Source organism: Deinococcus indicus (assembly GCF_002198095.1).
Taxonomy (GTDB): Bacteria; Deinococcota; Deinococci; order Deinococcales; family Deinococcaceae; genus Deinococcus; species Deinococcus caeni.
The window spans coordinates 152683-163729 of sequence record NZ_NHMK01000020.1 but is presented as its reverse complement, the minus strand read 5'-3'; the positions used below and the strand labels follow the sequence as shown (position 1 = coordinate 163729).

Here is an 11047-nt window from a genome sequence, read left to right as displayed (position 1 = left end):
CATGGAGGAGTACCGGATTCGCGTGCTGTCCCCGGACGGCACGGAGAAACACGTCCGCGAGCTGGACCCGCCAGCCGGGACGCCGCTGTTCCTGGTGGGCGGCCCGCGCCGCATGGAAGTCGGGCCCCTGGGGGATTGCCGGGAGGCGACGTTCGAGGGGGATCCCCTGACGCTGGGCATCGGGCCGCGTGACACGGTGCAGGTGCAGTACCGCGCGGGTGCTGGGCCGTGGCTGAACCGGTACGCGGGCACGGCCGTGATCACGGGCAGCAGCCGCAGTGAGGTGGGCCGCTACAAGCTGCAGGGCCTACGGTACCGGCGACTGACCGAGGTGGAAGCCCGGACGCTGCTGCCGGATGCGGACCTGGGCGCGCAGGTGCGCCGGCTGTTCACGGACCTGATCGCGTCGGGGCAACTGGGGGGCACCCTGCAGGCGCCGACCCAGGAGAGCGTTCCGGACCTGAACGTCACCAGCGCCGCCATTCACGGGAACTACTGGCCAGTTGCGAAGCTGATCGACGAGCGGCTCAAGGGCCGCAGCCGGCAGACCCGCACGTACCTGAACCCGGACGGCAGCACCCAGTCCCGCGACGTGAACCCCGAGTGGGGCGTGAACGCGGACCTGCGGCCGGTGTTCGGGTACCCGGCCGGCACCCTGGTCATCGACGAGGCTGCGTTCGGCGTGGAGATCGACGGGATGGATACGGACAGCACTACCCTGGTGACGGACGTCCGGGTGATGTTCACACGCACCATGACCGCGCAGTTCCTGCTGACCGAGGTGGGCGGTCAGGACGGAGAGGGCGGCACGATCATCTCCACGCCCGCCCGCAGTACGGCGCCGCGGACCATTCCGGTGCCGGTCGCGCCGCGCACGTTCGGAGAGGCGTGGCGCACCCTGCCCCTGCCGACGGCCCCGGAACTGTTCACGACCCTGCCCGGAGACGGCGTGAGCGCGCGGGCGTTCTACTTCACGGGACCGGTCGATCCGCTGCCGCCCGTGACGGTAACGGGCGACCCGGCGGCCCTGTGGGACGGGACACTCACGGGTGGTCTGACGCTCGCCCCGCCGGACGGGAACACGGTGTTCCTGTACTACCTGACGGTCTCCATTCCGCCGGGCACGCCTGTCCCAGACGGCTTCCGGCTGGTGGCGCCCGGCGCGAGCCTGAGCGGCCTGACCATCCGCACCCCTGCCGGGCAGATGCGGATGGGGACGGTCAGTGCGGGCGCGCCGCCCATGTACGTCTTCCCGGACGTGGTGCGCAGCGAGCACCTGCCTGCCATCTGGGAGGACGGCGCCAGCGTGGAGTTCGTCCTGGCGCCCTTCGACCGGGCCGCGCCCCTGCTCGTCTCGGAACTGTCCCTGATCGGCGTGAACCGCGCCCTGGTGGAAGCGTCCGCGTTCCCGCTGGCCCGCACGCCGACCCTGAATCCCGTCACGGCCCGCCTGCCCGGCTGGAACCACCGCCCGGCAGGGGCGGCCCAGCTGACCCTGCGCGGCCCGCTGGGCGAGGTGATCGAAACGCGGGCACTGCCCATCGAGCTCCTCGTGTACGACACGGACGACGACGGTGAGCTGTTCACCGAGGTCCGCTGCGGGCAGCGGGACGAAGCGGAGGCGCTGAGCTTCACGGCCGTGATCAGCGCGCGGGATCAGAACGCCACGACCGACGCCGTGCAGGCCAGCACGTAAAGGAGGCCCATGACGATACTCACCGCCCGACTGCCACCCCTCCTGCCGGACCTGACGCCGCCGGAAACGCTGCCCCCCTCCCTCGTGGTGGGGGGCGTGATCTACCTGCCCAGCGAGGGACCGCACCCGGTCAGCGTGACCCGCGCGGGCCTGGACGTCCCGCTGAACACCACGCCCCGTCAGACGGCCCGCGGCCGCACCTGGGCGTCCGGGAGCCGCCGCCCGAAGCCCGTGCAACTGGCCCTGACCTTCCGGGTGGAAGGCGCGGACGCGCGGGACGCGGGCCTGCGCGCCCGACGCTGGCACGCCCTGGCCCTCGCCGCGACCGAGTACGGCGAGGGGGCCAGCAGCGTCACCCTGCTGGGCGTCCTCGACCAGCAGGAACCGTTCGGGGAGGGCAACACCCGCACCTTCCGCGTCACGTACCTCCTGGCTGATCCGCTGTGGCGCCTGGACGACCAGGGCGACCCTTGGCCCACCCCGCTGCCCATCACGGGCGTCCTCGGGAACTACCCGCTGGGCATGCTGCACGCCGTGCAGGAAGGACCGGGGTTCTACGACGTGGAACCGCTGGGCGGCGTGACCGTCACGGACGCCCCGCCGGACGCTTTCGCGCACCCGGACGCCACCTTCACCTACTCACTGATCGAGGTCACTGATGACGAACCCAACCCGTAAACGCGTGGTCACCCTAGACGACCTGAACGTCCTGAACCAGAACGCCGCGTACGCCCGGCAGAAAGGCGAGGAGGCCAGCGTGGCGGCCCAGCTGGCCGACACGGCCCGGCAGAACCTCGAAGAGCTTGGTGGTGACACCCAGGCAGCCGGGCAGCAGGCAACCCAGGCGGCTCAGGCGGCGACCCTGGCAAAGAACAGCGCGACGGCGGCCGCCCTGCAGGCCAGTCAGGCGGCCGGGGACGCGGTGACGGCCGCTGAATTGGCTGAGGGGGCTGCCGGCACCGCGAACCAGGCGGCTGGCGCGGCCACGACAGCTGCGCAGCGGGTCACGGACGCCGTGCTGGACTTGACCGATATCAAGGTCGCTACCGTGCAGGCTACGGACGAGGCACGAACTGAGGTGGACCGCCTGCGCCTCGTGAACAACGTCGGGGACGCTGATATTAACCTGCTGCTGCGGCAGTGGACGCAGGCGGAGGCATACGAACCGACCACCATCACCCGTAACAGCGACGGCCTCGTGACGACCGCCACCGTGACATGGCCGGATGGCAGCACGGGGACCCTGACCGCCACGAACTACAACGCCACCCACAGCGTGTACGACGGGTTCACCGTCACGCACGCCAGCGGTAAAACCGTCACGCAGGCCGCCGTGACCCGCGACAGTAGCGGAGCCGTGACCGCGAAACCGGCACTGGTGGTTTCCTGATATGGGTATCCTTGACGTTCCAGCCATTCCGCGTGCCAGTCGCACGGCCCCCACGCTCGGCGCAGCAATGGCAAAAATCGCCAACAGCACCAGCATCATCATCAACTGTGAGGGTGACAGCCTGACCTACGGGCAGGACACCAGTGCGACAGGCACCACCGCAGGCACAAACGGCTCTGCCATCACGCGCAGCGCCACGCCGTACCCGGAGACGCTGGCCGGGGCGCTGTCGTTCGTTCTGGGCCGCACGACCACCGTGGTGAACCGGGGATTTCCGGGCGACCGGACCACCGAGGGGCTGACGCGCTGGGCGAACGCGACGGGCGGTGACATCACCATCCTGATGTACGGCACGAACGATGCGAAAAATTACGGCGGGTACCCGAGTGGGACCGTGCCGATCCCCGTGTATCAGCAGCAGCTCTCGCAGTTGATCGACCGGCGGATCGCGCAGGGGCAGCAGGTGATCGTCCTGGCCCCGCCGCCCGTGCTGAACCAGGGAAACAATCGCCTCATCCGGGCGTATGGCGAGGCGGCGCGGATTGTGGCCGACCGGTACGGCGTGCCGTTCATCGACACCCTGAGCCTCCTGCGCGGCCTACCGGACGATGAAATCTGGACGGATAACGTCCACCTGAGTAAATACGCCTACAACCAGATCGCATGGAACATCGCCATGCACCTCGGCACGAACGGTGCGCGTCCGCCGCGCGTGGGGCCGGGTGACACCATCCTGCCGCAGCAGATGCACCACAACGGCGGCACGCTCATCACGCGCACGCCAATTTCAGGCGGCGTGCCTGGACGCGCCACCCTGCGCCTCACGGCGGGACAGGTGGCCGTGATCCCGCTCGACGTGGCTGCGCCTTGCCGCGTGATCGCGGACTGCTACAGCGGCGGGACCGAGGGGATCGGGACCGTGCAGATGTACTACTTCGGGGCCGGGTCGAAGGTCGCCAACCGTTTCACGACCATCCCCACGGCGGGCAACGGCATGACGCCCGCGCTCGGGCACGTGCTGCCTGCGGGGGTGCGTGGCGTGATCGTGGGTTGCGCCAGCGGCATCATCGAGATCGCGCAGCTCCGACTGGTCCGCGCTGACACCACACCGACGCTCCTCACTGCCGGGCAGAGCAGCGCCGTCACCCGCCCGGACGTGGCGGGCGTGAGTGTCACGGCACCCGCCGCGACCTGGGCGCATGTGCTGGACACCCGCAGCGTTATCACGACACTCGCAGATGGCAGTAGCAGCACGGCCCGCACGGCCCGCATCACCGCCCGCCTCCAGGGCAGCACGGGCAACGCCCTGTACGGTCTCGCGTTCGCTGCTGCCCGCCGCCCATTCCTGCCCGCGTTCGGCCTGACCAGTGGCTACATCGTGGTGCGGGTCGGCACCACAGTCGAAATCCGAGAGTTTACAAACTCGGCTATCACAGCGAGCGCAGCGGGCGCGGGTGCGTTCACAACAGGGGTCAGCGGCGAGTTGTGGGACGTGGAGTTCGACGGCGCGAACGTGCGAGTGTACATCGACGGCACGCTCAGGGCGACGCTGGCGAGCAGCCTGTTCCGGCATTTCCACCCTGGCCTTGTCGCCTACGAGGGAACGGTGACGTGCTACAGCATGTCGTTCCCGGATGTGACGGGCTAGCCTCTCAGGCGCAGTAGCAATTTCTGGTACGCCGCCTCGTCATTCGCAGTCCAGAGTGTGCCGTCCTGGCGCTCTATGGTCAGGCGGGCAAGGCGGCGCAGATCACGGTCGCGTTGGGTCATACCCTACGATATGCGGGTGAGCGAGGCGGAGTTGCTGGAGGCGCTGGCCGACTACGTGCGGCGGGAGGCCATACTGCCTACCCCGGCTGAGTGGGAGGCCGCGCGGGGCGATCTGCCCACCGACCTGAGCAGCCTAGGCGACTGGCAGGTTGTGTGGCGGGGCGCGCTGCGGCTGGCGCTGGCGCGGCGGGAGGGTGATCAGATCGCCGCGCGGGTGCTGGCACTCTTCCGCGCCGGACTCTCACAGGCAGAGATCGGCAGGCAGCTCAACCTGCACCCCGTCAGTGTGTACCGCCGCGTGGGTGAGTTGCGCACCGCCGGACTACTACCGCCGCAGGAGTCGCTGTGGGTGCGAGCGCAGGGGGCCACGTGGCCTGCCAGCATTACCGAGATGGCACTGCGCCTGTACGGCAGCGCCGACGATGCAGCGCGAGATCGCGCCAGGGTGGCGCTGATGCAGTGGCACCGCGAGGGGTTGATTCGCCGTGTTCGACGCGGGCTGTACGAGAGGTGCTAGCGCGCAGAGCGTAGAGCAGGCCAGGGCGTTCCAAGCCGATCTGTACGCCAGTCTAAAGAATGGCGGGAGCGTATCCTAGTTTGTTGGATATGAACGGTGAAGGATGGAGATAACACGTTTGCATAGATCAAGTTGCTCGATCATCACCGGGTATGCATCTAGCATTTCCTTAACATTTTTTTGCGACGAAGTACTGGAGTTCAATAAGCCCTGAGCACCTTTGAATATCCTTTCTGTGCTGTCGGCAGTATCTGTGATGCCGAAGTGAAGCTCAAATCCATGCTCCATGAAATATTTATAATTCATGTGCTCAGTTATATATTTCAGATCTTTCAGAATCTGATCGCAGTACTCTACCAGCTTCTCTAATTGCTCCCGACTATCGGTGGTCATAAGAAACTATTGCACCTCTGCAAGCCCTTGCGTGCGCAGAGGTGCAGGCGACCACCACCCAGCAGCTATCCAGACTCGATAACACACAGAATCAGACCCGGTATCAGGCCCTGAACACGAAGGAAAGGGGAGCCGCGCGGCTCTCCCTTCGAATCGCCTGAGTAACCCGACTGCCCCCGCCAACGCGCGGGGGTTCTTCATCCCTGGAGGGCCTATGCCTGGAATTCCACCCCATCGATCCGGACCGTGACCAGCTCCGCGTACCCCTCCTCGCCCTCCAGCCTGACCAGCACACGCATCAGCCACATGTGCGCCTCCTCCGGCGTGCACAGCAGTTCTGCCTGCACGAACTGCACCTCACCGCTGGGCCCCTCATCAATGTCCAGGTGCACGTCGACCAGCATCACATTCATCTGGCGGGCAACGGCAGACACCGCTTCGCGAACTTCCTGCGTGTCAATCGGGGTGTCGAGAACGAACGCGGCTTCCAGCAACGGCATCACCCATAGCGTAACGCCGCCTCCCTTCCCAGAGTTGCGGCGTTACGCTGCGGGCCAGTCCCGCCAGAGCAGGGTACCGGACAACACAGGCGAAACAGCCACCCTCCCTACAGAGTGGCTGTTTCTGGTGCAGGTCCAAGGTCCACACCCGGAGACCTGCCCACCCATCAAACCACACCCCGGCCTTCAGTACGGCCAGACGATGACGTCCCACGCCCCAGCACCCACCCGCGACAGGCGGACCGTCACGTCCTGCATCGGATGCAACCAGATCTGCACGAGCGTCTCCTGATCCTCCAGCACGTACTCGTCGAGCAGAAGTTTGAACGTCATGGGGCGCCCGAAGCCCTCGATCACGACCTGAGATCCCTGATGGTCCAGCACGCTGAGCTTGTCCAACACGCCCCGATGATAGGTGGTCCTCACCTCTGATCCTGCGCCCCAGCCTGACCGGCCCTGGGTCGCGCTTCATTCCTGGCCGGCTTCTGGAGTTCCATGCCTGAAAAACACGTTCCGCCCCTGTGGCTCCTCGCTGTCCTCTCCGCCGTGCTGGGCCTCGTCGCGCAGCTCGGCACCAGCCTCGCCATGGACATGGCCAAGGACAAGGGAAAGCTGTACGGCTTCCTGCTGCTGTCCCTCGTGTTCAGCGCCAGCACCACCGTCCTGCTCGTGCAGCTCACCGCCCTCGACGATTACGTGTGCGCCACCGTCGGCACGCTCGCCGGGGCCATCCCCCCGCTGTGGACGCTGCGGGCCGCCGTGAAACTCATCGGACAGAAGTACGGCGTGGAACTCGGCGAACTCACGAACCCGGCCGGTCCGGCCGCTCCCAAGAAGGAAGGTGACGCGACGTGATCATCGACGGCTACTGGCTGAAACTCATGTGGGCGGTCCTGGCGGGCGGGTGGTTCATCAGTGCCCTGATCCGCCTGATCCTGACAGCCCTCAGCTGGCCGGACCAGCGCGAGCGCCGGCTGTTCGCCGTGATCGTGCACGCGGTTGCTGGCGTGTTCTTCGTCTGGCGTCACGGCAGCGCCGGCCCCCTGCCGGCCTTCATTCCCATCGAGGAGACGTACCGCAACCTCGCGGCCCTGCTGCTGGTCACCTGGGCGATCCTGGACGGCATCTGGGCCGTGCTGGGCATGGTGGAACGCCGCGCCCGCCTCATTCAGCAGTGCCGGAACGGGTGAAGGGCAGCCCGGATGGCCCTCTACCCGTCCAGCTCCTTGATGATCTGACCGATCTGCTGCACGCTCAGGCCGGTCCGGGCGGCCATATCACGCCGCGTCATCCGGAACGCCCGGTGCATGGCGCCCACCATCGCGATCTGATCGTCCGTGGCACCGTTCGGTTGGAGGCTCCTGACCCACTCCAGGTTCACGGCGGCATGGTCGGACCGGTCCCCGTTCCGGTGCCGGACATACCGGGTGCCGGGCGGCCGGTCGACGAACAGTTCAGCGATCAGCAGGTGCAGCTGGAAGCGTCGACCGTCGCAGGTGACGGTGGCCAGGCCGTTCGGCCGGACGACCGGTTTCAGGACGCGGCCCTTGACCTGGGCGGTGCGGCCCCCGGCGGTGGGGCTGGTCCGGTCGAGGCTACGGACGCGTCCGTAGCTGCTGGCTTCGTATCGGTGTTCTGCACCGGGGACGGCCTTCCAGGCTTCCGGTGACTGCATGGTTCAGATTTTGCATGAGATGGGCGCTGTTGTCCAAGACCAGTGGTCACCGCTGTGGTGCCGGACGGCCGCGGTCGAATTCAAGTCTTTTGATGGAGGAACCCTATGATCACCCCTGACCTCATCCGCGCCCTGAACGCCCGCCACCCAGATCCGGAGACGGCTGCCACGAAGCTGGGCTGGGCGTTCGACCAGCAGGGCCTCACGGACCCGCTGGTCCTCGCGCACCTGCTCGCACAACTGGCGCACGAGTCGGGCCTGGTGCCCAGGGAGGAGAACCTGCACTACCGGGCAGAGCGGCTGATGCAGGTGTGGCCCACACGCTTCCGGACGCTGGCGGCCGCGCAGGCGTGTGCGGGGAACCCGGAGCGGCTGGCGAACACCGTGTATGGCGGCCGCATGGGCAACACCCAGCCCGGGGATGGTTGGCGCTTCCGGGGACGCGGCCTGATCCAGCTGACGGGCCGCAGCAACTACGAGACGTACGGCCGGCTGGTCGGCTTCGACCTGGTGGCCAACCCGGACCTGCTGCTGCAGTACGGAGTGGGCGCGCTGGTGGCCGGGGCGTACTGGAACGCGCGAGGCCTGAGCCGCCCCGCGCTGCGGGACGACGTGACCCGCGTGACCGAAGGCATCAACGGCGGGCGCAACGGCTTGGAGGACCGCCGGCGCCTGCTGGCCGTCGCCAAACGGCAGCTGGGCCTGCGCTGAACCCACGTTCGCGTCAGACCGTCCGGTTCCGGCCCCCCGCCTTCGCCTCGTACAACCGCTGATCCGCCAGACGCAGCAGCCCCGGCACGTCCCCCACCTCAGCCATGCACGCCACCCCGGCGCTCAACGTCACCTGCACCCGCTCCGGAAACGTCCCACCCTGCACCTCAATCAACGCCCGTTCCACGACCTTCCTCGCAACAAGCAACGAATGGCCCGGCAGGATCAACAGGAACTCCTCCCCACCCCACCGAACCGCGTGGCCACCCTGCGGCGCCATGGACGCCTGCAACACCCGCGCTACCTCGATCAGCACGTCATCCCCACGGTGATGCCCGACCGTATCGTTGATGCGTTTGAAGTGATCGATGTCGCACAGCGCCACAGACAAGCCGCCCGGCGCGCCCGCATGCTCCACGAACAGCCGCTCCAGCAACTCCCGGCCCGAATGCCGGTTCGCGATCCCAGTCAGGTAATCCGTGAACGCCAGGGCCGCGAACTCCTCCTTCCGGTTGCGTTCCAGATACACGTGCCAGCCGTACTGGGAGAGGAACCACACCAACGACATCGCGAATCCCGTCAGCAGCAGCGGCGGGCGGTCCAGCATGGAGTCCGGGCCGCTGGGAACCCACAGCAGCAGGTACGTGACGCTGCTGAGTAGCAACGCTGACCGCTGCCGCAACCAGGAGAACGAGAATGTCGTGAAGATCAACTGCCCGATCAGGATGCTCGCGCACAGATCCGGAGCGGACTCCAGCAGGAAAGCGGAAATCAGCACCCACGCGTACCCCACCAGGATCGTGCCGCACTGTATCCACCGCATCGGAAAGTTGGGAAGGTTCGAGAGGACGCCCATCAGCAGGCTCATGGCAATTCCGACCAGGGACTGTTGGTACTGGCTGCTCTGCGCGTCCTGGGCTGCCTGAGTGGCAATCAACGCCTGCACGAGCGCGGACAGGAGCGCTAAGCCGAGGTACACGAACCGCAGGGGAGGTAAGTGGCCAGTCACTTCAGGAAAATAGGTTGGCCTTTCACTCCACATGCCTCACGCTAGTGTCAGAAATCTCACAGGCTTCTGACGCTACCCAGACAAGGCCTCAACCGCCCACCATCCAAACGAACCACCCACTCTCACCGGCCCCTGCCTCAGCGCGGGGGCCGCGCCTTTGGAGGCACCGTGAACACTGCAATCCTGACGACCCTGCTGTCCCTGAACGCCGCCGCCCGCGCTGGTGGCACCGTCACCGCCGACCAGCTCACCCCCTGGCTGGACGCTCACCTGCCCAGTCTCCGCAGTCGCATCGAGGCGCTGCGCGACGGCGCCACCTGGGCTGAAGTGGGCGCTCTCCTCGAAGCCGCCGTGCAGGCCGGACAGGCGCTGAAGCCGGTCGTCCTCGGCACGGCCCGCGGCCTGCTCGTGGCGCACCTCGTCGGGTACCTGATTCGCGAACTCGTCCCGGTCACGCCCGCCACCACGTGGCTGCACGCCCTGGCGCAGAGCGGCATGCTGTCCGGGCTGATCGAAGCCGCGTACCGCCGCGTCTTCCCCGGCGGCTGACAGGCACAGACAATCTGAGCCGAAAACGCCCCCACCCTGGCGTGCGCTGGGGTGGGGGCGTTTTCTCGTTTCGGTCAGGCGTGCGCGCGGCCTATGCTCAGGTGCTCACCCAGTACGATCCTCAGAGAAGCCGGCGTGTGCGTCACCTCAGCTCGCAGACGGATCAGCGGCAAGCCCGCGCTGCGGAACGCGACGTCCTTCACCGCGTCCCGGTACTGCTGCTGGACGTTGTCGTGACTGGCACCGTCCAATTCAATGGCGAGCACCGGGCGATGTTCGGGCAATGCGACAACCAAGAAGTCCACGTGCTTATCCCGCAGCCTGGCGTACGTGCCCTTTTGCTGGCCAGGGTGCTTGGTTGTAATGAAGAACAGGTCGTTCAATCGCACGTTTGGGAAGACTCGATACCCACTTGGGAGACTGGCTTCCAACGCTGCCAGGAAGGCTGACTCGCTTCGTGCCAGGAAGTACTGTTTGATGCGCACGGGTAGCTGGTCCGGTACGCCCTCCAGGTGAGGGCTGGGCGTTGCGGGCGTTGGGGCCGATTGCGCGGCGACCCGAGCACGAATTTCGGTATCCCGACCTGGCAAGGGGTCAGGAGTTACGTGGCGGCCCGTGCCCGCTGGGAAGTTAGACCGCGTGGGGCTACTGGGGCGGGGTGCTGTATTGCCCGAGCTGGAGGGTGGAGTAGTCAGGGCCCGACCTATGAGCCTCACGACGCGTGGGGCCAAGGCTATGCCTGCGCCGATACAGAGCCCAGTAAAGACCAGGGCAATCGTCATCCCGAGAAGTTCCATGCGCGCAGGATGACAGGCGTGAGCATCGTGTGCGGAGTGG

Annotated in this window: 15 protein-coding genes; 9 read left to right on the top strand and 6 right to left on the bottom strand. The window is 66.9% G+C overall.

Going from position 1 to position 11047, the window contains the following annotated elements; all coding sequences use genetic code 11:
- The first annotated feature begins 1 nt into the window (after position 1).
- From CBQ26_RS13660 to CBQ26_RS13640, 5 genes are all read left to right on the top strand, one after another.
- Positions 2 to 1696: a hypothetical protein gene (locus CBQ26_RS13660; RefSeq protein ID WP_088249177.1), complete on the top strand. Its 1695-nt coding sequence runs from the start codon at positions 2 to 4 to the stop codon at positions 1694 to 1696.
- Positions 1697 to 1705: 9 nt separating this feature from the next.
- Positions 1706 to 2374, top strand: coding sequence for a hypothetical protein (locus CBQ26_RS13655; protein ID WP_088249176.1), 669 nt, complete (start codon positions 1706 to 1708; stop codon positions 2372 to 2374).
- The gene (locus CBQ26_RS13650; RefSeq protein WP_143342119.1) at positions 2355 to 3086 is read left to right on the top strand and encodes a hypothetical protein; all 732 of its coding nucleotides are present in this window, start codon (positions 2355 to 2357) and stop codon (positions 3084 to 3086) included. The genes CBQ26_RS13655 and CBQ26_RS13650 overlap by 20 nt, the downstream gene beginning before the upstream one ends.
- Before the next feature lie 67 nt (positions 3087 to 3153).
- Complete coding sequence (locus tag CBQ26_RS13645) at positions 3154 to 4734, top strand: SGNH/GDSL hydrolase family protein (protein WP_172418085.1); 1581 nt, start codon at positions 3154 to 3156, stop codon at positions 4732 to 4734.
- Between the two features lie 138 nt (positions 4735 to 4872).
- Positions 4873 to 5373, top strand: a complete 501-nt coding sequence (locus tag CBQ26_RS13640; RefSeq protein ID WP_143342118.1) for a hypothetical protein — start codon at positions 4873 to 4875, stop codon at positions 5371 to 5373.
- A 75-nt stretch (positions 5374 to 5448) separates the two neighbouring features.
- Here the strand turns inward: CBQ26_RS13640 and CBQ26_RS21400 are convergent, their stop codons facing one another.
- From CBQ26_RS21400 to CBQ26_RS13630, 3 genes are all read right to left on the bottom strand, one after another.
- The gene (locus CBQ26_RS21400) at positions 5449 to 5766 is read right to left on the bottom strand and encodes a hypothetical protein (protein ID WP_143342117.1); all 318 of its coding nucleotides are present in this window, start codon (positions 5764 to 5766) and stop codon (positions 5449 to 5451) included.
- Positions 5767 to 5978: 212 nt separating this feature from the next.
- A complete protein-coding gene (locus CBQ26_RS13635; RefSeq protein WP_088249172.1) occupies positions 5979 to 6266 on the bottom strand; it encodes a hypothetical protein in 288 nt (95 codons plus the stop codon).
- 186 nt (positions 6267 to 6452) lie between these two features.
- The gene (locus CBQ26_RS13630) at positions 6453 to 6668 is read right to left on the bottom strand and encodes a hypothetical protein (protein WP_088249171.1); all 216 of its coding nucleotides are present in this window, start codon (positions 6666 to 6668) and stop codon (positions 6453 to 6455) included.
- 93 nt (positions 6669 to 6761) lie between these two features.
- On the opposite strand from CBQ26_RS13630, the gene CBQ26_RS13625 reads away from it, so the two are divergent.
- Together CBQ26_RS13625 and CBQ26_RS13620 are read left to right on the top strand one after the other, a co-directional pair.
- The gene (locus tag CBQ26_RS13625; RefSeq protein ID WP_088249170.1) at positions 6762 to 7121 is read left to right on the top strand and encodes a hypothetical protein; all 360 of its coding nucleotides are present in this window, start codon (positions 6762 to 6764) and stop codon (positions 7119 to 7121) included.
- Positions 7118 to 7456 (top strand): hypothetical protein, encoded by a 339-nt coding sequence (locus CBQ26_RS13620; protein ID WP_088249169.1) that lies wholly within the window; start codon positions 7118 to 7120, stop codon positions 7454 to 7456. Before CBQ26_RS13625 ends, CBQ26_RS13620 begins: the two co-directional genes overlap by 4 nt.
- A 20-nt stretch (positions 7457 to 7476) precedes the next feature.
- On the opposite strand, the gene CBQ26_RS13615 is transcribed toward CBQ26_RS13620, so the two are convergent.
- Positions 7477 to 7941: an NUMOD4 domain-containing protein gene (locus CBQ26_RS13615; protein ID WP_088249168.1), complete on the bottom strand. Its 465-nt coding sequence runs from the start codon at positions 7939 to 7941 to the stop codon at positions 7477 to 7479.
- 105 nt (positions 7942 to 8046) lie between these two features.
- On the opposite strand from CBQ26_RS13615, the gene CBQ26_RS13610 reads away from it, so the two are divergent.
- Positions 8047 to 8652 carry a glycoside hydrolase family 19 protein gene (locus CBQ26_RS13610; RefSeq protein ID WP_088249167.1) on the top strand — a complete coding sequence of 202 codons (606 nt, stop codon included), beginning with the start codon at positions 8047 to 8049 and terminating at the stop codon, positions 8650 to 8652.
- Positions 8653 to 8665: 13 nt separating this feature from the next.
- Here the strand turns inward: CBQ26_RS13610 and CBQ26_RS13605 are convergent, their stop codons facing one another.
- Positions 8666 to 9631, bottom strand: coding sequence for a GGDEF domain-containing protein (locus CBQ26_RS13605; RefSeq protein WP_172418084.1), 966 nt, complete (start codon positions 9629 to 9631; stop codon positions 8666 to 8668).
- Positions 9632 to 9829: 198 nt separating this feature from the next.
- Between CBQ26_RS13605 and CBQ26_RS13600 the strand changes: the two genes are divergently transcribed.
- Complete coding sequence (locus CBQ26_RS13600; RefSeq protein ID WP_088249165.1) at positions 9830 to 10210, top strand: hypothetical protein; 381 nt, start codon at positions 9830 to 9832, stop codon at positions 10208 to 10210.
- A gap of 74 nt (positions 10211 to 10284) precedes the next feature.
- On the opposite strand, the gene CBQ26_RS13595 is transcribed toward CBQ26_RS13600, so the two are convergent.
- A complete protein-coding gene (locus CBQ26_RS13595) occupies positions 10285 to 10992 on the bottom strand; it encodes a DUF2726 domain-containing protein (protein ID WP_088249276.1) in 708 nt (235 codons plus the stop codon).
- Positions 10993 to 11047 lie beyond the last annotated feature (55 nt).

Coding starts and splice junctions, on each gene's coding strand:
- CBQ26_RS13660 (WP_088249177.1), top strand. CDS start 2: ATGGAGGAGTACCGGATTCGCGTGCTGTCCCCGGACGGCACGGAGAAA.
- CBQ26_RS13655 (WP_088249176.1), top strand. CDS start 1,706: ATGACGATACTCACCGCCCGACTGCCACCCCTCCTGCCGGACCTGACG.
- CBQ26_RS13650 (WP_143342119.1), top strand. CDS start 2,355: ATGACGAACCCAACCCGTAAACGCGTGGTCACCCTAGACGACCTGAAC.
- CBQ26_RS13645 (WP_172418085.1), top strand. CDS start 3,154: ATGGCAAAAATCGCCAACAGCACCAGCATCATCATCAACTGTGAGGGT.
- CBQ26_RS21400 (WP_143342117.1), bottom strand. CDS start 5,766: ATGACCACCGATAGTCGGGAGCAATTAGAGAAGCTGGTAGAGTACTGC.
- CBQ26_RS13635 (WP_088249172.1), bottom strand. CDS start 6,266: ATGCCGTTGCTGGAAGCCGCGTTCGTTCTCGACACCCCGATTGACACG.
- CBQ26_RS13625 (WP_088249170.1), top strand. CDS start 6,762: ATGCCTGAAAAACACGTTCCGCCCCTGTGGCTCCTCGCTGTCCTCTCC.
- CBQ26_RS13615 (WP_088249168.1), bottom strand. CDS start 7,941: ATGCAGTCACCGGAAGCCTGGAAGGCCGTCCCCGGTGCAGAACACCGA.
- CBQ26_RS13610 (WP_088249167.1), top strand. CDS start 8,047: ATGATCACCCCTGACCTCATCCGCGCCCTGAACGCCCGCCACCCAGAT.
- CBQ26_RS13595 (WP_088249276.1), bottom strand. CDS start 10,992: ATGACGATTGCCCTGGTCTTTACTGGGCTCTGTATCGGCGCAGGCATA.